This is a genomic window from Psychrobacter sp. H7-1 (genome assembly GCF_904846585.1).
GTDB classification, from domain to species: Bacteria; Pseudomonadota; Gammaproteobacteria; order Pseudomonadales; family Moraxellaceae; genus Psychrobacter; species Psychrobacter raelei.
The window spans coordinates 1-22,885 of sequence record NZ_CAJHBH010000023.1; the positions used below are offsets into that span (position 1 = coordinate 1).

A 22,885-nucleotide genomic window follows, 5' to 3' on the forward strand; every position below is an offset into this window, starting at 1 on the left:
GATCCCTTCTCGAACTCAGAAGTGAAACATCGTCGCGCCAATGGTAGTGTGGTTCGCCCATGTGAGAGTAGGTCATCGTCAGCTCCCTATACCTAAAAGCCCCCATTCATCCGAATGGGGGCTTTTTCATTTGCCGAGGGTTTTTATTAGCGGTGCAACATACCAATAAAGGGGTTGTTTAGAAATTAGTGGTAAAATACAGTAATCTTTATAAGCTTTATGAGTACTCAGATGGCCATTGATTTATCTAATACCCTTATTGTTGCAATCTCTGCAACTGCACTTTTTGATTTGAATGAATCTGAGCAGTATCGTGAGCAGTTGATTAAAAAAGATCCTCTAACTGCTGCCCAAAGTTTTAGGGAGTATATGTATGAGCGTGAAAATGAGCCATTAGAGACTGGCGCTGGCTTTCCGTTGATTGAAGCCATTCTTAATTTGAATAAATGTGCTCAAAATACCAGTGACAGCAGTTATCAAAATAACGCTCCTTTAGTTGAAGTGGTGATTATTTCAAAAAGCTGTCCTGAGACAGGCATTAGAGTGCTGAATGCTATACGGCAGCGAGGTCTGTGCATTACGCGTTCCGCCTTTATTTCAGGTGCGAAAGTGGCGGATTATATTGCAGATTTTAAGGTGGATTTGTTTTTGACCACAAATCGTGAGGATGCTCAAAGCGTGGCTGACGCTCAAATCTGCGCTTGTGCTATTTTAGACGCTACTCCTGTTAATACTTTTAAATTAGACACAGATCAATTACGCATTGCCTTTGATGGTGATGCGGTACTATTTGATGATTCAGGTGAGTTGCTATATAAGCAAAAAGGACTTAAAGCCTTTCATGATAGAGAGGCTAAGATGGCGGACTTACCCATCGAAAAAGGGCCCTATGCAGATTTACTGATTAAGTTGTCGGTGTTGCAAAGAAGATTGCCAAATTTAGAGGCGCAGCAGCCCATTCAGATTGCACTAGTGACCGCACGGAATTCGCCCGCTGATTTGCGCGCTATCAAAACTTTGCGGCAATGGGGTGTTACGGTTGATATGGCTTTCTTTTTAGGGGGGCTTGAGAAGACGGCTGTTCTTAAGAGTTTTGCCCCACATATTTTCTTTGATGACTCTATTCAGCATATTGAAGCCGCTAGAAATTATGTGCCTTCAGGTCTTGTACCATACCATTCCACCTCGAAGCTACACTCACACACTTGGCAACTGACCGAAAAATAGCCGTTAACAGAGACGCTTTTACGCCATCTATGACTTTTGATACGGCATGACTTATGAATTGGCAAAGAATCTTTAGATTAGTCGGGCAGCGCATTCAGCAAGTGTTTGGCTTGTATGCCTTCATGTTGATCCCTATTTGGGGCATGTTTTTTATCAATAGGTTGGTGCTGTTTGATTACTGGAATGCTTTTGGTATCGTACCACGCACTTTAAGCCTTGGTAGCTTGATAGGGATTACCGCCTCTTGGACCATGCATGATGGCTTTGCGCATCTGATGGGCAATACGTTGGTGTTGGTGCAGATTTTATTTTTGTTTGGTATCTTTGAGCGCAATGCTTATCGCACTATGGTTAAGCTCATTATTGGCTCAGGCTTGATGACTTGGGGGCTCGGCTCTCCTTTTTCGATTCATATTGGTGCTTCAGGTCTGATTTTTGCTATGTTGGGCTATATGGTTGGTGGTGCATTTTTTGCTAGGCGTTGGGGCTATCTATTGGCCTGTGTGCTGATGAGTGCCAGTTATTGGCTGATTCTTAAAGAGGGGCTAATGCCGCAAGCCGGTATTTCTTTTGCTGCTCATTTTGGTGGTCTGTGTATTGGACTGCTATTAGGCGCAAATTCTAAGCATTATTATGGTCAGGCTTACTAACTGACTGATTAATGTAGCTTAGGTTGAGTATGTTGGGCAGCAGCCTTGAAAATTTGTTACACTAACGCTTATATATGCCTAGTGTTACTGCTTATAATTGATAGCAGTTAATACAGCGCTTTTGTTGGTTTGTAGGGAGTAGATGCATGGCAGAACGTTCAGCCAAGCAGTTAGGGTTAAGTAAGGCGGATTTACCCAATTCGATTATTGAAGTGATTGTCACTTTAAACAAGGGTGGTTTTGATGCCTATATTGTCGGTGGCGGGGTTCGCGATACACTTTTGGGCTTAAGTCCAAAGGATTTTGATGCCGTAACTGATGCCAGACCGCATGAAGTAAAAGACTTATTTGGCAAACGTTGCCGTATTATCGGTCGCCGCTTTCAATTGGCGCATGTGTATTCTGGCCGTGACATGATTGAAGTGGCTACTTTTCGTGCGCCACCAACGGGAGATGCGCATGCCACCAGTGATGGCATGATTGTGCGTGATAACGTCTGGGGCGATATTGAGCAAGATTTTGCACGCCGTGATTTTTCTATCAATGCCATGTACTATCAGCCTTTAAAAGGCGTGGTACATGATTTTTGCAATGCCTTAGACGACATCAAAAATAAGACCCTAAGATTATTAGGTCATGCGCCTTTGCGTATTGAAGAAGACCCCGTTCGTCTGCTACGTGCCTTACGTTTTAAAGCAAAGTTGGGTTTTGAGTTTGATGAAGAGCTGTCCAATCAGTTTCATGATGACAATTGGGCGCTGTTAGATCAAGTGTCTCCGCACCGTCTGTATGATGAATCACAAAAAATGTTTACCGGCGGCTATTTGGTCCCTTTATTGCCCTTATTATTTGAATATGGTGCCATTCGTCATTTGATTATTTATCCACCACAAGCGCCCACGCGATTGGTTAATCAAGTGGCCATTAATACCGATAAGCGTATTGCTCTGGGCAAAAGTATTAATCCAGCGTTCTTCTATGCCGCTTTGTTGTGGGAAAATTATTTGCATCAATTGGCTAAGTTTAAAAAGAAAAACATGCCTTTTCATGATGCACAATTGCAAGCAGCAAGTAAGGTCATTGACCGTCAACGGGTAAAAACAGCCATTCCTCGTTTTGCTGAGCAATTTATTCGTGATATCTGGGTTATGCAGCCCAAGCTTGCCAATCCTAGAGTAAAGCAGATCCCACAGTTGGCCGAGCACCCTCGTTTTCGCGCTGCGTTCGACTTTTTATTATTGCGTGAGCAGTGTGATGATGAGCTCAATCCTTTATCTGAGTCGACCAATGGCATGGGTGAGTGGTGGCAGACTTATCAGACCCTATCTGAAAAACAAAAGCAGCAAGCCATTGATAACTTTGCAGGTGATGCGCGCCGTGGCAGCGGTAAGTCAGGTCGCAATCGTAGCCGTAATAGAAATCGCATCGAGGAGCAAAACCCAATAGACGCACAAGCCAATACTGAGGCCACCACTAGCTATAAGCCAAAAGTGCCCAAACACAAGGCAGCACTTGATTCTAAGCCAAAAGACGCTGCTCAAGATGATCGCTATGTAGAAGAAAGAGCCCAGCTTGAGAAGCTGTCATTAGGTAACTTAGTGGGTGAGCAGTCACCCAAGCACAATCAGCCAAGCCCACTATTTACTATTAATGCTGAAAAAATGGCCAAACAAGTGCCGCAGCAGCCAGGTATTGAGGCGCAGGCAGAGTTACAGGCTACCAGCGTACAAAATGAGGTAGAAAGTAAAGCAGCAGGTCGCACCGAGACTGCCTCTAAACCTGCTAAAGCCAAGAATTCTCAAAAGCAGGAGCCTCAAAAGCAGGAAGCTAAGCTAGATCAGGCAACTGCTGCACAGGCTACCGTTCAAGTTCAGTCACAGGCCGTGCTATTGCCTAAATCTGAACCAGTACCTGCCAAGCGCCGTCGTCGTCTACCCAGTCAAGAGATGAGCCAGTCTGAACAAGCGCAGGCTAAGCTCGCTACCGCTCAGCCGTCATCCACTAAAGCCGACGTAACACCAGCTACTAACAACGCCGCTTCTGCCGACGCTAAGTCTGCCAAAGCAGAAGAGCCTGCCAATAACAGTAAAGCTGCTAAGACATTAGTTGAGGTACCCGCTAATAGCGAAACGAGAGTTGATAGCGAAACCAGAAAGGCTAAGCCGGAAGTAGCAAAAAAACGGTCAAAGCCGGCAGCAACCCTTGATGTGAATAGTCTAATTGCAAAAAGTGAGCGGGTTCCTGCCACACGTCGTCGTCGTCAACCAAGCTCGATGCTTAGTGTGAGCGAAACAAGTCAGTCGTAACTTTTGTTAAGCATTTGGAAGAGGATAACCACTAATATGGTCAATCTGTCTGAGTCTCGAGCTTTAAAAACCTGCTACCTTGGACTCGGTGGCAATCTAAGCAATGAGCTAGGTACGCCCAGTGAGCATATTGCTAAGGCCATAGCCAGCTTAAGTGCGCATCCACAAATTGAGCAAGTGCGTGCCTCTTCCTTATATGCCTCTAAGCCTATGGGGCCCCAAGATCAGCCAGATTTTATCAATGCTGTGGTCGAGCTGCAGACCTCGCTTAGCGCGCAGCAACTGTTAGAAGTGTGCCAACACTTAGAGCAACAAGCACAAAGAGTACGCCTACGCCGCTGGGGTGAGCGCAGCTTGGATGTGGATGTGCTGCTTTATGGTGATGAGAGTGTATCGACGCGCACGTTAACTGTGCCGCATCCAGGGATTAAGCTGCGTAATTTTGTGCTTATTCCTTTAGCTGAGCTCAATGCTAAGCTTGTGATACAAGGTGAGCTGATAACTGATTTGGCACCCGCTCATGACTGGACGGGGCTGACCCGTTTGGATGACAATCCTTCTTAACCTCTCATTTCAATCAGTACCGCTATACCAGCGCGCACTTCTTTGTTCTTACCCATTTTGCCTAGGTACTTTCTATGATTACTTTATCCACTTTAAAAAAATACAAAAAAGAAGGTCGTAAGTTCAGCTGCCTAACTTGCTATGATGCTATGTTTGCAAAAATGATGCAAAATGCTCAAGTAGATACCATCTTAATTGGAGATAGCTTAGGCATGGTGGTGCAGGGTAATGACTCAACCTTACCTGTAACGGTAGAGGATATTGTTTATCATACTGGCAATGTGAGTCGTAGCAATAAACATGCCCTTATCCTAGCTGATCTGCCTTTTATGAGCTATGTCACAGTAGAAGATGCCATTGCCAATACGCGCAAAGTGATGCAGGCTGGTGCTCAAGTTATTAAACTTGAAGGTGGGGCAGAGCTGAGCGAGATGGTAACCACGTTGACTAAGGCAGGCGCCCCTATCTGTGTACATTTGGGGTTAACACCGCAGTCAGTAAACGTATTTGGTGGCTATAAAGTGCAAGGTAAAAGCGATGATGCGGCCGCTAAGCTTATGAGCGATGTTCATGCTGTGGTCGCGGCGGGCGCTTCACTGATCTTGTTAGAATGTGTTCCAGCCTCCTTGGCCAAAGCGGTAACTGAAGCGGTGGACGTGCCAGTGATTGGCATTGGTGCAGGTGCGGATACTGATGGTCAAGTACTGGTGATGCATGACATGCTGGGCGTGACCCACGGGCGTACTGCTCGCTTTGTCCATGATTTCTTGACTGATGAGCGCAATCAAAAAAGTGAATACGCCGGCAGTGTGGAAGGGGCTTTTGCTTTGTTTCATAACTCAGTCATTGAAGGCAGCTACCCTCAAGCTGAGCATCAGTTCAATTAGTTAATTTCGGACAACAGTTATGACGATCACATTTAACGCTATCCAAGATCTTCAGCAAGCGTTGCATCCGCTTCGCACGGACAAAAAAATCGCCCTAGTGCCTACCATGGGTAATTTACATGACGGCCATATCTCTTTAGTAAAACTGGCACAAGAGCACGCAGATGTGGTAGTGGTCAGTATCTTTGTTAACCCTACTCAGTTTGGTGTAGGGGAAGACTTAGACAGTTATCCACGCACGCTTGAGGCCGATACCCAAAAGCTGACTGAGGCTGGGGTAGATTATATTTTTGCGCCAAGCGTGGAGGAGATGTATCCTGTCATGCCGCCGCCTACTCAAGTATTAGCCGGTGCTATCAGCCAGTATTTATGTGGCAAGTCACGTCCTACACATTTTGATGGGGTCGGCATTGTGGTGACTAAGCTGTTTAATATCGTGCAGCCGAATGTGGCAGTATTTGGCAAAAAAGACTATCAGCAATTGGCCATCATTAAGCAATTGGTGCGTGACTTAAGTTATAACATTGAAATAATTGGCGCGCCTTTGGTGCGGGCAGTAGATGGATTAGCTTTATCGTCTCGCAACCAATATCTTACCGAAACAGAGCGTCAGATTGCACCGATGTTAAATCAACACCTGAGTAAATTAGCTCAAAAACTTAAAAATACCCCTATCGCTAATAATCAACAGCTACAGGCCTTAATCGAAGACACGATAGCACAAATAAATAATGCAGGCTTTAGGGTGGATTATCTTGAGGTTAGCAATCAAGATTTGAGCAAGATTACGGATTTTTACGGTCAAAAGCAGTGGGTTATCGCTGTAGCAGCCTGGCTTGGCAAGGCGCGCTTACTCGATAATCAAGAGGTGAATGGCTAAGCGCCTAAGCGATGATAACCTTGGGTCGTTATTATCTGTCGTATCATAAAATAGGGAGCAAGCTTTATGTCGGCCAATGAGTCTGTGGTAACTGCTGACTTAAAACCAAGAGTACCTTCGACAGGCGGTGTGGATGTACTTATCGTCTCAGGGCGTTCAGGTTCGGGCAAAACGTCAGTGCTTAATATCTTAGAGGATTTGGGCTATTATGTGATTGATAATATGCCGCTGTCTTTGCTCTCTGATGCCGCCCATAAGCTTACCGAAGATGGCGGTATTACTAATCTGGCGTTAGGGGTAGACATACGCACCTTAAAGGCAGATTCGGCCAGCTTCTCAGCCATATATGACACTTTGCTAAACAGCTATGGGCCTGATAAAGTCAGAATTATGTATGTGACGGCTCAAGAGTCGGTATTGGTGGCTCGATTTGCTGCTACCCGCCGTGTACATCCTCTAATGGCAGTTAATGATTACGAAATCAAAAACCTGCCCAGCGCGATCATAAAAGAGACTGAAACGCTGCGTCCAATATCGGGCAATGCTGATATTACCATTGATACCAGTCAGCTAAACATTCACCAGTTAAAAGAGTTGGTACGCGAATATGTGGGAGCGGACAATCAAATCACGGTGAATGTTTTGTCTTTTGGGTTTAAATATGGCGTGCCTATTGATGCAGACTTCGTGTTTGATGTGCGTATCTTACCCAATCCGCATTGGGAGCCACAGCTTCGCGTCAAAACTGGCAAAGATACCGAAGTGGCAGCATTTTTTGCTAACTTTCCCCAAGTTGAAGAGATGAAGCAAGATATCTATCGCTATTTGGACCGCTGGCTACCTGAATTTTTGCATAACAATCGTCACACAGTGACAGTCGCCGTAGGCTGTACAGGCGGTAAGCACCGATCAGTGTTTCTTGCTGAATACTTATATAGCATATTAAGTGAGAGCCTACCACGTGAGATTAAGGTGATGGTTAAGCACAGAGAAAAAGCGCACTGGAAAGCCTAAAAGATACGGTCTCATATCGCATAAAGACAACATGCTAAAAGTATCGCCTATAGCACCACCGCCTGCCGAAGTGGCAAAAATAGCAGGTGATAATATTAGGAAAATTGCGGCGCTATGAACGTTTTAGCCCCAGCCGCGCAAGTTTATTTATTAATAATTTGAGAGTTTTATGATTGATTGGTCCGAACATGATATGCGAGTTTCTCGCACTGAGCTAAAAAAAGCACACGAGCGCTTACAACAGCTGTCTGTGCCCTTAGCTGCATTATCAAAAAAACAGATGAAAAAGCTGCCAACCACTGAGTATTTTTTGGCAGAATTGATGGCTTTAGCCGACATAACCAGTGCGAATGCTCGCAATCGTCAAATCAAGCGTGTGGGTAAGCTGATCAGTGAAGAGGATCGTCATGCCTTGGTAGATGCTCTATTTCAAATCCGCTTTAGTCATGAGCAGGCGGCTAAAATTGAAGGCTGGTTCACCCGCTTAAACATCCATGATGAAGGCACTCTCAAACAGTTTGGTAAACAGTTTAAAGCCTCTGAGCGCAACAGCGTTTATCAGCTATTATTGTGGATTGAGTATGCCAAGCACATGAATGATGATGAGCTGCTGCAAGAATCTGAAGATGATTTAATGAGCTATATCAAAGAGGTTGCCATTTTAACTCAGTTAGCTTAGTAGGCTTAACGTATCTAAAACGACTCTAGCTTTATCACGTCGTAAGCGGGCGTCTCATAAGGATGCGCCTGCTTTAAAGCCTCTATAACGGCTGTTATCTTATCTTTGGCCACCACCATCTCGACCCGCCACTCATTTACTTGCTCTATATGGTTTTGCTGACCGATGTGCGGCTGACTGCCTGATAAGGGCATAAACTGCCCTGTGCCTTGCACCTGCCAACAGCAATGAGAGTAGTTACCAATATGACCAGCACCTGCCTTAAATAAAGCGGCCTTGACTGCTTGTAGATCAGAATCTGGTATAAACACGGTTAGTTTGTACATAAATAGAGACTCCTTAAGGGTTTATTATAAGACTTAAATCGGGTTATTAACTATAGATGCCCCCACACAGTGCAAGGCGAAAAAAAGGCCGACTATAAATTACTCATAGTCGGCCTTTTTTACACATTAGCAGTCATTTTTAGTTCATTGGAACGCCGATACGTTGAGCCACTTCTTCATAAGACTCGATAACATCGCCTAGGCTCTGACGGAAACGGTCTTTGTCTAGTTTTTTCTTGGTTTCTTTGTCCCAAATACGGCAGCCATCTGGAGAGAACTCATCCCCTAATACGATGCGGTCTTGGAACACACCAAATTCAAGTTTGAAATCAACCAACATCAAACCGCCTGCATCAAACAGCTCTTTTAGCACGTCATTAACCTTGAAGGTAAGCTCTTTCATTTTTGCTAATTGCTCAGGTGTCGCCCAGCCTAAAGATACAGACAATGATTCGTTAACCATAGGGTCGCCTAGCGCATCATCTTTGAAAAACAGCTCATAAGTGGGTGGTGTAAGAGGCTGTCCTTCTTCTAGACCTAAGCGGCGTACTAAGCTGCCGGCAGCAAAGTTACGTACCACACACTCTACAGGAATCATCTCTAGGCGTTTTACCAATACTTCATCATCAGAAAGCTGTTTTTCAAAATGAGTTTCAATACCGGCTTCAGCAAGCTTTTGCATGATAAACGCATTGAAGCGGTTATTCACTTGTCCTTTACGGCCTAACTGTTCGATGCGCTCACCGTTAAAAGCTGAGGTGTCATCACGGAAATGAAGTATCAGATAATCAGAGTTCTCTGTTTCATAAACAGATTTGGCTTTGCCTTTGTAAAGGAGGTCTTGTTTTTGAAGCTGCATGATTTAAGTCCTATGCAAATAGCTAAGTGAGATAAGTATCTTAGCTAAGAGGGGGTTGAAAAGGGTAATGTGAGTGCAACCAATCGCGCGACTGGGCGCATAAACGCAGGGTATAGTGTACTAAATTAGAGCATCAGACTAGTTAGAATCAGACTCAATATCGCCAGATTTTTGTCCCAGTACTTGACGATAAGGCGGTGGTAGCTCGAAGCGTTTACCAGACTCATTTTCAAGATCAAGCGTATTTACCCCAACAGCGGGTGTGGCATAAAGTGGAACAAATGGGCCTGCTTCTAGGTCTGCAGGCAATTGAATTGGATCAAGCTTTTCAGCTTTTTGGTAAGCCAAGCTGCCATCATCAACCTTACCAAATACGCCTTTGGTGGCTTGGCATCCTGATAGAATAGCCAGACTACTCGCACCGACAATGAGCAGTTGTATAGCGGTGCTAAGAGCAGCATTAACCGGCTTTGGTGAAGTTTTAGAAAGTTGGGTTTGGTGCATGGGAAATCCTTTGTCAGTGGCGCTTTATGCAAACCCAGCGTGGGTAATTGGCATAAAACAGCCACTTATCTTCAAAAGTACTATGTATCAAAGTACAGGCGTTGAAACGGTTGGTCGTAACCATTGATCTTAATAATGGGTATAATTGCTTTAAATCTAGTTAATCAAACCGGCAGCTCGTAAACCGGCGTCCACTTGGTCATGAAACTTCTCATTTAACCACACCATAGGTAAGCGGATGCCTTTCTCAATTTTGCCCATTTTATTTAAAGCATATTTGACCGGAATGGGGCTTGATTCAACGAACATAAGTTTGTGCAAAGGCTCAATGCTGTCATGTACCTTTTTGGCCGTTTCAAAGTCACCTTTTAAGGCGGCACTAAATACATCACTCATCGCTTTTGGCACAATGTTAGCCGTTACTGATATATTACCTTTGGCACCATGTTTCATCAGCTCTAGCGCCGTGCCATCATCACCTGATAACACCACGATACGATCACCTAAAGCGTCAATTAATAGCTTGCCACGTTCTACCGAGCCGGTGGCATCTTTTATGGCGACAATGTTGTCAAAATCTGCCAAACGCTCTACGGTCTCTTGCGCAATATCGACCACAGTACGCCCTGGCACATTATAAAGCATTTGCGGCATATCTACAGCCTCAGATATCGCTTTATAGTGCTGGTATAACCCCTCTTGAGTGGGCTTATTATAATAAGGTGCTACTAAAAGGGCGCAATCGGCGCCGGCCGCTTTTGCCTCAGAGGTTAGGTGAATTGCCTCTTGAGTATTGTTGGCACCAGTACCTGCTATTACGGGCACTCGGCCGTTTACGTGTTTCACAAAAAAGTGGATAACATCACTGTGTTCTTGCATAGATAACGTGGCTGACTCTCCGGTGGTACCTACGGCAACCAAGCAGTGAGTGCCTTGTTCAATTTGCCAGTCAATCAGATCGGCTAAGCGCGGGTAATCTACTTCGCCATTGGCTTTCATTGGGGTTACTAAGGCAACCATTGAGCCTTGCAGTTGGGTTTTAAAGTCAGAATAGCGGTTACTCATAATATTGCCTTGTTATTTTAACTAATTTGTTTTAACTAATGTTATCTGAACTCGTTTGGCTCACCCTAAGCGGCGTAAAACTGAGTTGGGTTAAACTGTGTGGCCCACAGTTTTGAAATTGCAATACTGATGTCAATTAGTGTAGCACAATCTAGCCTGCGCAATCATCAAGCTATTTTACGTCTAAATGTAGCACAGTGATACCATGAGCGGCATAAAAAACATGAATAAAAGATGAATTCTTTTTTACCCATGCGGCAAATACCCAATTAGCTTACCTGTCTGTTGTGACTCCTTACAAACTGTAGTTTTGTGTGCTAAGCAAGTGTGGTTTAATTAAAGGACATTTTAAGCCATATTTTAAGGCTCACTTGCCTTTTTTTATTGATGCCCTATTTTTTAAAGGATGAAGCAACATGAGCTCTGATACTGCCTCACAGGACAGCCGTCCCTATGACATCATACTTTACGGTGCCACCAGTTTTGTTGGTCAATTGACTGCCGCTTACTTACATCAGTTTTTATCACAGGCTAATAAGGATGAAGCCGACTCAGTCAGATGGGCCATCGCCGGACGTAATCAAGATAAGTTAACTCAGGTCAAAGAACAGGTGGGCGATAGCAATTTGCCCATTTTAATTGCCGACAGTGAAGACGCACAAAGCTTAGATGCGCTGGCCTCTAAAAGCCGCGTAATTATCTCAACAGTTGGCCCTTATCTTAAATATGGTGAGCCATTAATTAAAGCCTGTGTGGACAATGGTACCGATTATGTTGACTTAACCGGTGAGGCTATATTTATCAAAGCCATGCTTGATAAATATCAGTCTGCCGCTCAAGCGTCGGGCGCTCGCATTGTTAACTCATGTGGCTTTGACTCTCTGCCTTCTGATTTGGGCGTGCTTTTTACCCAAAATTATGCCCAGCAGACATTAAACGCGCCTTGTCATACTATTCATATGCGCGTCAAAGCAGCCAAAGGCGGTCTGTCAGGCGGTACGTTTGCTTCGATGGCCACCATATTACAGGAAGTCGGTACCAATAAGGCCGCGCGCAAATTATTGGCCAACCCTTATGTGTTAAATGATGACCCAAAGCGCCCTAATATTCGCCAAAGTAGTGTAAAAGTACCTGAGTGGGATGAGCAGAATAAGCGCTGGCTGGCACCATTTATCATGGAGTCTATCAATACCCGCGTGGTACATCGCAGCAATCAGCTACGTGGCTATGAGTATGGCCGCGACTTTAAATACGATGAGGCGATGTGGATGCCATCTGGACTAAAAGGTCGCTTGCTAAGTTATGGCTTAGTGGCGGGTATGGCCGGATTTGCTGCAGGCATGATATTTAAGCCCACTCGTGATTTGATTAACGACAAGCTGTTACCACAATCTGGTGAAGGTCCAAATAAACAAGAGCGAGACGAGGGTTACTTTGATATTCGCTTCTTTGGCGAGGGCAGTCATGGCAAGCAGGTGTTGACCAAAGTAACCGGAGATAAAGATCCTGGATACGGCAGCACTTGCCAGATGTTATCTCAAAGTGCGCTTTGTTTACTACAAGATATCTCAAAGCAAGAAATAACAGGTGGGTTTTGGACGCCGGCTTCATCAATGGGCGAAAGATTAATCGAGCGTCTACAGGCGCATGCTGGTATCACATTTGAGGTGCTGTAAATCGCTGTCAATCACAGTTAGGCTAGCTGTGATCAGCTTTTATGGACAGTTATATTTATGAATAGTTATAACAGTCACGCATAAAAATACCCCACAAGTTGTGTGCAACTGATGGGGTATCGTTTAATGGGCGGCTCTATTTGATTTTAGATATTGATTGCAAAGCAGCAATGAATGCTAGGTTATTTTTTTAACCCAGCTTGCTGTAGCAAGGCACCGAGTGAGCCTACTTTAGCCTCTTCAGCTTTGGGCTTAGCAGATTTGCTAGGCTTTGGCTTATCACTGCGGGTATTGGCAGTACGAGCGGCTTTATTGGCAGGTTTAGCACGACTATTTTTGCGCGCCTTGGCCGGCTTAGTCACAGCATTCTCAGCGTTTTTGTCAGTACTGCGCTGCGGGCTAGTAGCACGTTTGGCCGAAGCGGCATCTTCTGATTTCATGCTAAAGCCGATACGATTGCGTTTGGCATCAATTGAAATAACGCGAACGCTGACGATATCACCGGGTTTAACCAAGTTCATGGGGTCTTCAACAAAGTCGTTGGCCATCTCAGAGATATGCACTAAGCCATCTTGATGTACGCCAACATCCACGAAGCAGCCAAAACCAGTCACATTGGTAACCACGCCTTCAAGCTGCATGCCTTCTTCTAGATCGCTTACGCTGTTTACGTCGTCTCTAAACTGAGCTGTTTTGAACTCAGGGCGAGGGTCATGAGCAGGCTTAGCAAGCTCTTGTTTGATGGCGGCAATGCTGATGTTGTCATCGTTGGCTGCGTCAATACCATCGGTGCTTAGCGTATTGATAAGGCTGTCATTACCCAGTACGTCAGCAATTGACTTGCCAGATTTGTCTAATATGGCTTTCACCAAGTCATAGCTCTCTGGATGCACACCGGTAGCATCCAGCGGCTCTTCGCCATCACGAATGCGTAGGAAACCCGCTGCCTGTTCAAAGGTTTTTACCCCAAGTCTGGGCACATCTTTTAGTTGCTCGCGGTTAGTAAATGCACCATGTTCTTTGCGGTAGTTGACAATTTGCTGAGCGACGTTACGGTTTAGACCGGCAATGTGGGCTAAGATAGCAGGGCTTGCGGTATTGACATCCACACCCACTGCGTTCACACAGTCTTGCGTCACTTTATCTAAGCTGTCAGACAGCTGAGCTTGGTTCACATCATGCTGATATTGACCTACGCCAATGGCTTTTGGCTCAACTTTAACCAGCTCTGATAAGGGGTCTTGTAGACGGCGGGCGATAGACACTGCACCGCGGATAGAGACGTCTAAATCAGCGAGCTCATCACTGGCAAGCTCGCTGGCAGAATACACAGAAGCGCCTGATTCATTGACCACGACGGCTTTGGCTGTGATGGTCTCATCGGCTTCAATCAGCTCTTTGATCATGGCATCGGTTTCACGGCTGGCAGTGCCATTGCCGATTGCCACAAGCTCTACCTGATGGTCTTTTAACAGATGAGCAATAGTTGCTTTAGCCTCATCCATTTTGTTATCGGGGGCAAATGGATAGACTGTCGCGATGGCCGGCTTACCTTCGCCATCTTGCATAACTTGACCTTGTGCATCGATCACCGCCATTTTTACACCATGACGAATACCAGGATCCACACCTAAAATAACTTTACGGCCGGCAGGGGCGGCCATTAATAGGTGCTGTAAGTTACTGGCGAAGACATCAATAGCATCAGCTTCTGCGGCCAGACGTTTTTCGGTCAATAAGCGGTGCTCTAAATGCGGGCGCCACTTATCCTTCCACAAGCTGTTGGCAGCAGTTATTAAAAAGTCATGACGCTCTTGAGGCTTGGTATTTTCAAGCTCAAATTTATTGATAACTTTATCGACAAAAGGAGTATCTTCACCATCGACTTTAAGCACCAATACATTTTCTTGACGACCACGTAGCATCGCAAGCAGGCGATGATTGGGCAGGCGTGCTAAGCTTTCGCTATGCTCAAAATAATCAGCGAACTTCTCACCCACCTCACGTTTTTCATCAGAAGCTAGGCTTGAATTGATAGTGGCAGTTTTAGCAAAACCGCTACGTAAGTTATCAAGTAGCTCAAGCTCTTGGGTCCAGCCATCGATGATAATGGCTTCCACGCCGGCTAATTGTTTTTCGGTATCTGAAAAATCAACGTCAATCTCAGCGCCGGTATCATCAGTGATAGTCTCAGGCAGACTGTAATCGCTTAGGGCGTCAAGTGGCGTGACTTCATTATTGAGTAGAGTTTTAGCAACCTTATCCAGACCTGCAGCACGGGCTTTAGCAGCCAATGAGCGGCGGCGAGGGCGATAAGGCAGGTAGATGTCTTCTAATTCAAGCTTAGAGGTGGCCTGCTCAATTCGAGATTGCAGCGCTTCGGTTAAGTTACCTTGGCTTTGCAGTAGCTCAAGAATCTTAGCACGACGTGAGGCCATGTCACGCTCGTAGTTTAAACCTTTTTCCAAAGCACGTAATTGGCTGTCGTCTAAGCCTTGTGTTTTTTCTTTACGATAACGAGCGATGAACGGCACCGTAGCACCTTCGTCGTAAAGCTTAACAAACGCATCGACTTGCGCAGGCTTAATACCCAGCTCTTTTGCAAGCTTATTATGGATGTTGGCAATGACATCAGCCGGCAAATTGCTGCTGCTTTGGCTGGTAGGGGTGTTGGCAGTTGTAGTATCGGTTTGGTTCATATCCGTATCGAAGTTAAGAAATGTGGTTGGCATTATAGCAAAAGCTGAGATAATAAAAATGGTTTTGCTTATTAATGTTTATTTATGTGATTTTGTCTGCTTAAATTAACAAACACATACAGCATTACTATGTAATAAGTGTGTAATTTCTTGCGTAATCTTATACACTAATTAATTACTACAGTTTATCTGCTTTATGTGGGTAATAAAAGCCGACGCTTGGTGTCATTAAATACAGATACTATATCGTCTAAAGATGGTTTATTAAAAGCACCGTCATTATCAGACAAACGTAACTGCGCTAAAATAAACCTGTGTCAGCCACGCATAAACAGCAACCAGATAACTAGCAGCCGCATAAATGACAAGCAGATAAAGCGCTGCTGTATAGGATTTAAAAGACGCTTAAAATAATAATAAATACCGGACAATAAGGGATAGGGAATAAAAAGATTGATAAATAGCCCAAACACTCCCATATAAATAATGAGTCTCTTATAATAATTTAAGCGAATAAGTAGTACCCTTTAAAACCATTGCCCCTTTATAATCAATTTATAATAATGAGTGATAGCCCTTTTATCAAAAATACGCTTTAATCGTGATTTGCTAAACTTGCGCCATAAGCTTTAGCGCTAAATGTGTATAATTAAGCCATATTAAATAAAATAACAATAGGACGCCTAGTATGTCAGACAATAAAATCAACAATACCGACAGTTTAACCCACCGTATCTTGGTGGTCGATGATGATGCCCGTTTACGCTCTTTGCTACAGCGCTTTTTAGAAGATGATGGCTTCGTGGTGCGTACCGCCCATGATGGCAGCCAAATGGATAAACTGATGCAGCGCGAGTTATTCTCCTTGGTGGTATTAGACTTAATGCTACCCGGTGAAGATGGCATTGCTATCTGTAAGCGCCTGCGTGAAGAGAACAGTGATATCCCTATTATTATGCTCACTGCAAAAGGCTCAGACAGTGATCGTATTGCTGGCCTTGAGGCGGGTGCTGACGACTATTTGCCTAAGCCTTTTAACCCAAAAGAGTTGCTGGCCCGTATCAAAGCGGTTCTGCGTCGTCACAGCCGTGAGCTGCCTGGCGCGCCTTCGCAGCAAGTGGAGGTGGTGGAGTTTGGCCCATGGACGCTTGATTTATCTACTCGAACTTTAAAACGTGATGGTAATGTGGTCACCTTGACCACAGGTGAGTTTTCGGTATTGAAAGCTTTAGTACAGCACCCTCGAGAGCCACTCACGCGTGATAAGCTGATGAATTTAGCACGTGGCAGAGAGTGGGGTGCTATGGAGCGCTCAATCGATGTGCAGGTATCGCGTCTACGCCGCCTGATCGAAGATAATCCTTCACAGGCTCGTTATATCCAGACAGTCTGGGGTGTGGGGTACGTATTTGTTCCTGATGAAGAAGAGGCCTAGCCTGCATGTAGGTATTTATTAGTAGGTATTTATTAGTAGGTATTTGTTAGGGTGTTGATAGGTGACAATACTCCTTTTTAACGATTAACACATCTAATAAGACATGGCTCATCAAAGACACAAGACAATAAAAAAGGCGCTTAGTCCTTGGGACTAAGCGCCTTTTTTATTGTCTGCTTGGCTAACGTAGCTGGCTGTCTTTACTACCACGGCGGTTATACAGCTCTTGGCTCTTGCTATGAGCTTCTATTTCACTTTGGCATTTTACGCAGTGCTCGACACCAGGCAGCGCTAGCCTACGTGCTTTGGGTATTTTTTCTCCACACTCATCACAATACAGCAGGCTTTCACCACTTGGCAGCGCCCTGCGAGCCCGCTCTAGAGCATCATTCACTGTGGCGTCCATTTGTTCGTGTTCTGCGCCATCACGCGCCCATCCTCCGGCCATAATTGACTCCTTTTTATTATGCAGATGCACCCGGTAATCAGGGCGCTATCCTTGATATATGAGGCTCAAGCCGCCTGTTATCAAGCCAGAGTAAATAGGATTGGTAACACGCATAGCACAAAAATATCACAAAAAAAGGCCACCTATACGAGTTAGGCGACCTGATGTACTTAGCCTTGATGACAGGGCACTGGTTTAAAACACAGTTAGCAGGTGTCAGCTTTATTTAGGTTGTAATGCAATAACTTGACCTCTAACCCCAATACTGGCATCGCTCATTAAGCAGACATATGCCGGCATTAAATCCTCAGCGGTCTTTAATGACATAGGGTTCTCGCCGGGAAAGGCATGGGCGCGCATGTTGGTGCGGGTGGCGCCAGGATTGATACAGTTAAAGCGTAGGCTGGTGGTATTTTGGGTTTCTTGAGTGAATATGTCACTCATGCCTTCCACCGCCTGTTTTGATAAGGCATACGCGCCCCAGAATGCGCGAGGATGCGTACCCACTGAGCTGCTTGTGAACACAAATGAGCCGTTATCTACAGATTTGACCAAGGGCATAAGCACTTGAGTGAGCATAAAGGTGGCGGTGGTATTCACTCGCATTACCTGCTCGAAGGTCACCACATCATACATCTCAAGCGGGGTTAGGGCACCCAATATACCAGCATTGTGTAACACGCCATGCAGCGTACCAATCTCACTTTGGATGAGATTGGCCAATTGCTGCATATCGCTATAGCTGGCTGATTCTAGGTTCATCGGCATGATGGCTGGCTGCTTACCACCAGCGGCTTCTATTTCATCATAGACCGCCTCAAGCTTGCTTAACGTTTTGCCAAGCAGTAATACAGTGGCGCCATATTTGGCATAGGTTAAAGCAGCCACGCAGCCAATGCCGTCACCGGCGCCAGTGACTAAGATGGTTTTACCCTCTAGACAATTGGGCTCAGGGTTAAAGGTGCGTATCGCTTCATGAGTTAAAACAGGTTGAGTCATAAGGTCACTACTATTTTGGTAGAGGTTTTATTAAATGGTAAATACTAAGGGATAACTGTTAAGTGATAAATACTAAGTTATAAGTACTAAGTTATAAATAATCAAACTGCTTTGAGCGCAGTAGTTTCACCAAGGCCTTGGGCGTGTCGGCAATATAATCGGCGCCCCAAGCTTCCAAGTCATCTTGGTCCTCTGGCGGGATATAGCCATAGCTGGCCAGAACCGTCGTCATGCCTGCTGCACTACCTGCTTGCACATCACGGATATGATCTCCGATATAAATCACACTGTTGGCAATACCGCGTGGCAATTCTAACTTCTCTAATGCCAAATACATAGGCTCAGGGTCGGGCTTGGTATTGCTCACATCATCGGGGCAGACCAGCACTGAGCAGCGCTCATCGAGAGCAAGGCTTTGTAATAATTTGGTGGCCAAATAGCGCGGCTTATTGGTGACAATTCCCCAAGGAATGCCGCTTTTTTCATAAAAGCTTAGCAGTGGCTCAAGCTCTGTAAACACCTGGCTATCAACACAGATATCGGCCTCATACTCATCCAAAAATTGCTGGCGGTAGTGCTGAATCTGCCCTTCAGTAAGCGGCTGCTCATTGTGCTTGAGCATCAGGCTCACCATAGCACCTGCACCGGCCGACACTTGCTCACGGATGGCTTGACTTGGTGGTACTTGCCAGCCATTTTGCTCTGACATACGCTTGATAATACGGATAAAGTCAGCAGCGGTATCAATGAGAGTACCATCTAAATCAAATAAGACGGCTTTGACATAATTTGTTGACATAATGTTGTACTTTTTAAAAGGTGTGTTTATAACGCTAAACTTAAGCTCAGTGGCCCATTAAATAGAGCGCTAAATGGGCAATTAAGCGGGTTTTACGACGGCCATCATGTAGTTGACATCAACATTCTGTGCTAACCAGTAGCGTTTGGTGATGGGGTTGTAGTGTAGACCGATTAAGTCTTGACGGTTGAAGCCGGCATTAATTGCCATCTTATCTAACTCAGCAGGCGTGATGAATTTGGCATAATCGTGGGTACCACGGTCAAGTAGACGCAGCACATATTCAGCACCAATAATGGCGAACAGATAAGACTTAGGATTGCGGTTAATGGTCGATAGCACACACACCCCGCCCGGTTTTAGTAAATCATAGCAGGCTTGCACGATTTGGCTGGGGTCAGGTACGTGCTCTAGCATCTCCATACAAGTGATGACATCATAGCTCTGTGGCTGCTCAGCGGCCAATTGTTCAATAGCAATGTGCTTGTATCTTAGGCGGTCGGTTAAGCCGCTTTGCTCAGCATGTATGGTCGCGGCCTGTAGATTTTCAAGTCCCAAGTCCACACCGGTGGCATCAGCGCCTCGGCGGGCCATAGATTCGGTTAAGATACCGCCGCCACAGCCCACATCCAATACTGTTTTTCCGGTGAGCCCTGTGCCTGTGTAACGAATGACGTTCTCTTCTATCCAGTTCAAACGAAGCGGGTTAATCTGATGCAAGGTTGCAAAAGGACCTTGTTTGTCCCACCATTGGCTGGCGAGTTGAGTAAATTTACCCACTTCACTCATATCAACATTATTACCCAGGTTAGAGGCGGTATTATCAGTGGCAGCAGTGTTAGAGGTTGCGTCGGTATGGGTCTGAGTCATGAGCTGTCCTAAACCTTAAAATATTAGGGGGGTTAATAGGGGAAGATAATATAAGGCTGATAACCGATACTGGGCTTAAAATGCCTTATTATGAGATGGTCTATCTTACCATGCTTCGTAAATCCTATCTTACCATGCTTCATAAAATAGGGCATCTTTGATAATATTTTGCTACGATGACTACGCCATTATTTTAAGGTTGTTGGCTGAAAAAAATCACAATATAAGATCTAAATGAGAATTACTAACGCTTATTTAACCATTGGTTAAGGTTTTAGCAATGCTGACGGTTCACACAGACTGGGCAAATGCGGTATCATAGGCAATCTTAAAAAAAGTAAAGTAGCAGGCGACAATCTACTAAAGATATCAAGATCAGGGTTGTTTGAACTCGCTGTCGCTGTAAGCTCTATGTTGAATACAAGCCACTTATAATATAGACCCCAATCACCTCCTAAATATTCTTAAGGAATTACGATGAAGTTTTATTCTCAACGAGGTTTTGCTTTGGCCTCTTTAGCTGCTGCCGTTGGTTTGGCTTCTATGCCAGCATTTGCTGCAGATTATGTGGCCGGTAAAGACTATATAGTATTGGACAATCCCGAAACCATCAGCGGTGACAACATTATCGTACGCGAGTTCTTCTGGTACGGTTGCCCTCATTGTTACAATCTAGACCCTTATATGCTTAAATGGGCGAAAAACAAGCCAAGCGACGTCATCTTCATGCAGTCGCCTGCTGCGCTTAATCCTATGTGGGAAACAAATGCCCGAGGATTCTATGCCGCTCAACTTATGGGATATCTACCGCAAACTCACACTAAGCTATTTGATGCCATCCATAAAGACAACAAGCGTCTGTTTGATCAAGCTTCTTTATCTAAATGGTATGCCAGCCAAGGCTTAGACCAAAAAGAGTTTAACAAGCTATACAATTCATTTGCGGTAAGTACCAAAGTAGCGCGCTCTAAAGCAGGTGCTATGCGTTATCAAATTACTGGTGTGCCTGCGGTAGTGGTACATGGTAAATACGTGGTACAAGGTGAAGATGGTAAGGTGCCAAAAGTGGTGGATTACTTAGTCAAAAAAGTACGTATGGATATGAAAGCGGGTAAATAGCCAAGCTTTTATGTCGTGGTTTAATTTTTGATTACCGCTACTTATTATCCTAAGACAATTAAGACTGAGCTTAAGCTCAGTCTTTTTTTTTGGCTAAAAGCTATATAGATAGGTAATTTTTAGCTGTTATCACTAATGCAAATAGTGGCGTTAATCAAGTTTTTCTGAAGTTAATTTTTTTGTAAATATGGCGAATTAGATAAAAATAACTGTTGTGAATAAGAATTATTATCGTTATCATAAGCAGTAACTTACTAATCTTAGGTGCTTTGGCAAGCCAATAACTGAGGGTATCAAAATGATCGTTTGCATATGCAATAATGTTAAGGACCGCCAAATTAAAGCGGCACTTGCTTCGGGCGTGGACTCTATGGATGCCTTAAAAGAGGCCTTAGATGTGGCTACTTGCTGCGGCTGCTGTGAGCCTATGGTCAACGACTACCTAGAAGAGCATCATGCCATGAGCTACGATAGTGAATTGGTAAGTCAATTGGCTTATGCCGTTTAGCTTGCCTTTAACCTTAGTGGATTAAAAGTAAAACAGCCTAAAGCGTAGATACAATATAAAAGACAATATAGTGAAAGTGAGCCATGATAAATTCAGGTTCACTTTTTTTTGTTTGATACGTTCTCATTTGCATTTGTCCCTCCATTCTCAGTTCTAAAAACAACTGTCTTAATACTGTGAATTTGCTACTATATTATTTATACAAAGAGTTATGGTTATACAAAGAGTTATGGGTTTAAAGACGTAGCCACATTGCAAATGATAGGGCGTCACTTATCAATAAAACGTTAAATAAAAGGTAACTACCATGAAAGGCAGCCAAAAAGTCATTGATTACTTAAACTTCTTGCTCGGGGGTGAGTTAGGGGCCCGCGATCAATACTTTATCCATTCAGAGATGTATGGTGAATGGCATTACGGTAAGTTATATGATCGTATTCATCATGAAATGGAAGATGAAACCTTACATGCCCAAGCCATTATCCGCCGTCTATTAATGCTAGGTGGCAAACCTAACATGACTGTAGATCCTATCAATATAGGTAGCACAGTACCTGAGATGCTGAAGCTAGACTTAGAGCTAGAATACAAAGTACAGCAACATCTAAAACAGGGCATCGCGCTGTGTGAACAAGAGCACGACTATGTCACCCGTGATATTTTGGTGGCTCAGTTAGAGGATACTGAAGAAGATCATGCGCACTGGTTAGAGCAGCAGCTTCGATTGATTGACATGGTAGGTCTACCAAACTACTTACAGAGCCAAATGGGCGAGATTTCAGAATAAGCCTCATTTGCTATGAGTACACAATTTTAGCCGCCATGAAGTCAACAGCAGGATTAGGAGAAAGTTATGCAGGGTGACAAAGACGTTATTCGTGCCTTAAACAAGGTGCTTGGCCAGTCATTAATCGCAATCAACCAGTATTTTTTGCATGCCCGTATTGCCAAAAACTGGGGTATTGAAGAGTTAAATGAGGCGTTTTATAAACAATCTATCGCTGAGATGAAATGGTCAGATGCGCTGATTGAACGCATCTTATTACTAGAAGGTCTGCCTAATTTGCAAGATTATGGCAAGCTGTTCATCGGTGAAGATGTGGCCGAGATGATTGAGTGCAACGTACTTTTAGAAAATCAAAAATTTGATACTATTACCGAATCAATTACACTGTGTGAGCAAAAGCAAGATTACGTGTCTCGCAAGCTGCTACTGGATCTAAAAGACGGTAATGAAGATTATGTGGATTGGTTAGATACTCAAAAAGACTTGATTGAAGCTATGGGTATTGAGAATTATATCCAAGCCAAAATCGAAGATGAGTAATACGTTATCTCGCTATTACCTTTGTAATCTTTGCCAAAGACCCG

23 protein-coding genes are annotated in these 22,885 nt (G+C 44.4%); 14 read left to right on the forward strand and 9 right to left on the reverse strand.

Features of this window, described 5'->3' with window-relative positions; genetic code table 11:
* The first annotated feature begins 231 nt into the window (after positions 1–231).
* From JMX92_RS08085 to yjgA, 8 genes are all read left to right on the forward strand, one after another.
* Positions 232–1,227 carry a 5'-nucleotidase gene (locus JMX92_RS08085; protein WP_041773363.1) on the forward strand — a complete coding sequence of 332 codons (996 nt, stop codon included), beginning with the start codon at positions 232–234 and terminating at the stop codon, positions 1,225–1,227.
* A gap of 53 nt (positions 1,228–1,280) precedes the next feature.
* A complete protein-coding gene (locus tag JMX92_RS08090; protein ID WP_011961347.1) occupies positions 1,281–1,877 on the forward strand; it encodes a rhomboid family intramembrane serine protease in 597 nt (198 codons plus the stop codon).
* Positions 1,878–2,023: 146 nt separating this feature from the next.
* Entirely contained in the window at positions 2,024–4,183 is a 2,160-nt protein-coding gene (gene pcnB, locus JMX92_RS08095) for a polynucleotide adenylyltransferase PcnB (RefSeq protein WP_201545077.1), read from the forward strand.
* Positions 4,184–4,219: 36 nt separating this feature from the next.
* Positions 4,220–4,747 carry a 2-amino-4-hydroxy-6-hydroxymethyldihydropteridine diphosphokinase gene (gene folK, locus JMX92_RS08100; protein ID WP_201545080.1) on the forward strand — a complete coding sequence of 176 codons (528 nt, stop codon included), beginning with the start codon at positions 4,220–4,222 and terminating at the stop codon, positions 4,745–4,747.
* Positions 4,748–4,821: 74 nt separating this feature from the next.
* On the forward strand, positions 4,822–5,634 hold the full coding sequence (gene panB, locus JMX92_RS08105; RefSeq protein ID WP_011961344.1) for a 3-methyl-2-oxobutanoate hydroxymethyltransferase: 813 nt from the start codon (positions 4,822–4,824) through the stop codon (positions 5,632–5,634).
* Positions 5,635–5,653: 19 nt separating this feature from the next.
* Positions 5,654–6,514, forward strand: a complete 861-nt coding sequence (panC, locus tag JMX92_RS08110) for a pantoate--beta-alanine ligase (protein ID WP_011961343.1) — start codon at positions 5,654–5,656, stop codon at positions 6,512–6,514.
* Positions 6,515–6,580: 66 nt separating this feature from the next.
* On the forward strand, positions 6,581–7,528 hold the full coding sequence (gene rapZ, locus JMX92_RS08115) for an RNase adapter RapZ (protein WP_201545082.1): 948 nt from the start codon (positions 6,581–6,583) through the stop codon (positions 7,526–7,528).
* Between the two features lie 169 nt (positions 7,529–7,697).
* Entirely contained in the window at positions 7,698–8,207 is a 510-nt protein-coding gene (gene yjgA / locus JMX92_RS08120; protein ID WP_011961341.1) for a ribosome biogenesis factor YjgA, read from the forward strand.
* Between the two features lie 14 nt (positions 8,208–8,221).
* Here the strand turns inward: yjgA and cutA are convergent, their stop codons facing one another.
* The 4 genes from cutA to dapA all read right to left on the reverse strand — a co-directional run bounded on the left by cutA (position 8,222) and on the right by dapA (position 10,961).
* On the reverse strand, positions 8,222–8,533 hold the full coding sequence (gene cutA / locus JMX92_RS08125; RefSeq protein WP_011961340.1) for a YqfO family protein: 312 nt from the start codon (positions 8,531–8,533) through the stop codon (positions 8,222–8,224).
* Between the two features lie 139 nt (positions 8,534–8,672).
* Complete coding sequence (gene purC / locus JMX92_RS08130) at positions 8,673–9,392, reverse strand: phosphoribosylaminoimidazolesuccinocarboxamide synthase (protein ID WP_011961339.1); 720 nt, start codon at positions 9,390–9,392, stop codon at positions 8,673–8,675.
* A 138-nt stretch (positions 9,393–9,530) separates the two neighbouring features.
* Positions 9,531–9,896 (reverse strand): hypothetical protein, encoded by a 366-nt coding sequence (locus JMX92_RS08135; RefSeq protein WP_011961338.1) that lies wholly within the window; start codon positions 9,894–9,896, stop codon positions 9,531–9,533.
* Between the two features lie 156 nt (positions 9,897–10,052).
* Positions 10,053–10,961, reverse strand: a complete 909-nt coding sequence (dapA, locus tag JMX92_RS08140; protein WP_201545084.1) for a 4-hydroxy-tetrahydrodipicolinate synthase — start codon at positions 10,959–10,961, stop codon at positions 10,053–10,055.
* Positions 10,962–11,377: 416 nt separating this feature from the next.
* Here dapA and JMX92_RS08145 point away from each other — a divergent pair, with 416 nt between their 5' ends.
* Positions 11,378–12,637: a saccharopine dehydrogenase family protein gene (locus JMX92_RS08145; protein WP_201545092.1), complete on the forward strand. Its 1,260-nt coding sequence runs from the start codon at positions 11,378–11,380 to the stop codon at positions 12,635–12,637.
* Between the two features lie 182 nt (positions 12,638–12,819).
* Here JMX92_RS08145 and JMX92_RS08150 read toward each other — a convergent pair whose 3' ends face one another.
* On the reverse strand, positions 12,820–15,336 hold the full coding sequence (locus JMX92_RS08150; RefSeq protein WP_201545129.1) for a Tex family protein: 2,517 nt from the start codon (positions 15,334–15,336) through the stop codon (positions 12,820–12,822).
* A 688-nt stretch (positions 15,337–16,024) separates the two neighbouring features.
* Between JMX92_RS08150 and ompR the strand changes: the two genes are divergently transcribed.
* On the forward strand, positions 16,025–16,771 hold the full coding sequence (ompR, locus tag JMX92_RS08155) for a two-component system response regulator OmpR (RefSeq protein WP_011961334.1): 747 nt from the start codon (positions 16,025–16,027) through the stop codon (positions 16,769–16,771).
* Positions 16,772–16,952: 181 nt separating this feature from the next.
* On the opposite strand, the gene JMX92_RS08160 is transcribed toward ompR, so the two are convergent.
* From JMX92_RS08160 to ubiG, 4 genes are all read right to left on the reverse strand, one after another.
* A complete protein-coding gene (locus JMX92_RS08160) occupies positions 16,953–17,219 on the reverse strand; it encodes a DksA/TraR family C4-type zinc finger protein (RefSeq protein ID WP_011961333.1) in 267 nt (88 codons plus the stop codon).
* A 222-nt stretch (positions 17,220–17,441) separates the two neighbouring features.
* Positions 17,442–18,218, reverse strand: a complete 777-nt coding sequence (locus tag JMX92_RS08165) for a YciK family oxidoreductase (RefSeq protein ID WP_201545094.1) — start codon at positions 18,216–18,218, stop codon at positions 17,442–17,444.
* A gap of 91 nt (positions 18,219–18,309) precedes the next feature.
* A complete protein-coding gene (locus tag JMX92_RS08170) occupies positions 18,310–19,017 on the reverse strand; it encodes an HAD family hydrolase (protein ID WP_201545096.1) in 708 nt (235 codons plus the stop codon).
* Between the two features lie 81 nt (positions 19,018–19,098).
* Entirely contained in the window at positions 19,099–19,887 is a 789-nt protein-coding gene (ubiG, locus tag JMX92_RS08175) for a bifunctional 2-polyprenyl-6-hydroxyphenol methylase/3-demethylubiquinol 3-O-methyltransferase UbiG (protein WP_011961330.1), read from the reverse strand.
* 477 nt (positions 19,888–20,364) lie between these two features.
* On the opposite strand from ubiG, the gene JMX92_RS08180 reads away from it, so the two are divergent.
* The 4 genes from JMX92_RS08180 (at position 20,365) to bfr (JMX92_RS08195) (ending at position 22,841) form a co-directional block, all read left to right on the forward strand.
* Positions 20,365–21,006: a thiol:disulfide interchange protein DsbA/DsbL gene (locus tag JMX92_RS08180; RefSeq protein WP_110817065.1), complete on the forward strand. Its 642-nt coding sequence runs from the start codon at positions 20,365–20,367 to the stop codon at positions 21,004–21,006.
* A 298-nt stretch (positions 21,007–21,304) separates the two neighbouring features.
* On the forward strand, positions 21,305–21,514 hold the full coding sequence (locus JMX92_RS08185; RefSeq protein WP_011961328.1) for a bacterioferritin-associated ferredoxin: 210 nt from the start codon (positions 21,305–21,307) through the stop codon (positions 21,512–21,514).
* A 307-nt stretch (positions 21,515–21,821) separates the two neighbouring features.
* The gene (gene bfr / locus JMX92_RS08190) at positions 21,822–22,301 is read left to right on the forward strand and encodes a bacterioferritin (protein ID WP_011961327.1); all 480 of its coding nucleotides are present in this window, start codon (positions 21,822–21,824) and stop codon (positions 22,299–22,301) included.
* Positions 22,302–22,367: 66 nt separating this feature from the next.
* Entirely contained in the window at positions 22,368–22,841 is a 474-nt protein-coding gene (gene bfr / locus JMX92_RS08195; protein ID WP_011961326.1) for a bacterioferritin, read from the forward strand.
* The last annotated feature ends 44 nt before the right edge of the window (positions 22,842–22,885 follow it).

Excerpts from the sequence above, each read along its gene's own strand:
- JMX92_RS08085 (WP_041773363.1), top strand. The coding sequence starts at position 232 with ATGGCCATTGATTTATCTAATACCCTTATTGTTGCAATCTCTGCAACT.
- JMX92_RS08090 (WP_011961347.1), top strand. The coding sequence starts at position 1,281 with ATGAATTGGCAAAGAATCTTTAGATTAGTCGGGCAGCGCATTCAGCAA.
- pcnB (WP_201545077.1), top strand. The coding sequence starts at position 2,024 with ATGGCAGAACGTTCAGCCAAGCAGTTAGGGTTAAGTAAGGCGGATTTA.
- folK (WP_201545080.1), top strand. The coding sequence starts at position 4,220 with ATGGTCAATCTGTCTGAGTCTCGAGCTTTAAAAACCTGCTACCTTGGA.
- panB (WP_011961344.1), top strand. The coding sequence starts at position 4,822 with ATGATTACTTTATCCACTTTAAAAAAATACAAAAAAGAAGGTCGTAAG.
- panC (WP_011961343.1), top strand. The coding sequence starts at position 5,654 with ATGACGATCACATTTAACGCTATCCAAGATCTTCAGCAAGCGTTGCAT.
- rapZ (WP_201545082.1), top strand. The coding sequence starts at position 6,581 with ATGTCGGCCAATGAGTCTGTGGTAACTGCTGACTTAAAACCAAGAGTA.
- yjgA (WP_011961341.1), top strand. The coding sequence starts at position 7,698 with ATGATTGATTGGTCCGAACATGATATGCGAGTTTCTCGCACTGAGCTA.
- cutA (WP_011961340.1), bottom strand. The coding sequence starts at position 8,533 with ATGTACAAACTAACCGTGTTTATACCAGATTCTGATCTACAAGCAGTC.
- purC (WP_011961339.1), bottom strand. The coding sequence starts at position 9,392 with ATGCAGCTTCAAAAACAAGACCTCCTTTACAAAGGCAAAGCCAAATCT.
- JMX92_RS08135 (WP_011961338.1), bottom strand. The coding sequence starts at position 9,896 with ATGCACCAAACCCAACTTTCTAAAACTTCACCAAAGCCGGTTAATGCT.
- dapA (WP_201545084.1), bottom strand. The coding sequence starts at position 10,961 with ATGAGTAACCGCTATTCTGACTTTAAAACCCAACTGCAAGGCTCAATG.
- JMX92_RS08145 (WP_201545092.1), top strand. The coding sequence starts at position 11,378 with ATGAGCTCTGATACTGCCTCACAGGACAGCCGTCCCTATGACATCATA.
- JMX92_RS08150 (WP_201545129.1), bottom strand. The coding sequence starts at position 15,336 with ATGAACCAAACCGATACTACAACTGCCAACACCCCTACCAGCCAAAGC.
- ompR (WP_011961334.1), top strand. The coding sequence starts at position 16,025 with ATGTCAGACAATAAAATCAACAATACCGACAGTTTAACCCACCGTATC.
- JMX92_RS08160 (WP_011961333.1), bottom strand. The coding sequence starts at position 17,219 with ATGGCCGGAGGATGGGCGCGTGATGGCGCAGAACACGAACAAATGGAC.
- JMX92_RS08165 (WP_201545094.1), bottom strand. The coding sequence starts at position 18,218 with ATGACTCAACCTGTTTTAACTCATGAAGCGATACGCACCTTTAACCCT.
- JMX92_RS08170 (WP_201545096.1), bottom strand. The coding sequence starts at position 19,017 with ATGTCAACAAATTATGTCAAAGCCGTCTTATTTGATTTAGATGGTACT.
- ubiG (WP_011961330.1), bottom strand. The coding sequence starts at position 19,887 with ATGACTCAGACCCATACCGACGCAACCTCTAACACTGCTGCCACTGAT.
- JMX92_RS08180 (WP_110817065.1), top strand. The coding sequence starts at position 20,365 with ATGAAGTTTTATTCTCAACGAGGTTTTGCTTTGGCCTCTTTAGCTGCT.
- JMX92_RS08185 (WP_011961328.1), top strand. The coding sequence starts at position 21,305 with ATGATCGTTTGCATATGCAATAATGTTAAGGACCGCCAAATTAAAGCG.
- bfr (WP_011961327.1), top strand. The coding sequence starts at position 21,822 with ATGAAAGGCAGCCAAAAAGTCATTGATTACTTAAACTTCTTGCTCGGG.
- bfr (WP_011961326.1), top strand. The coding sequence starts at position 22,368 with ATGCAGGGTGACAAAGACGTTATTCGTGCCTTAAACAAGGTGCTTGGC.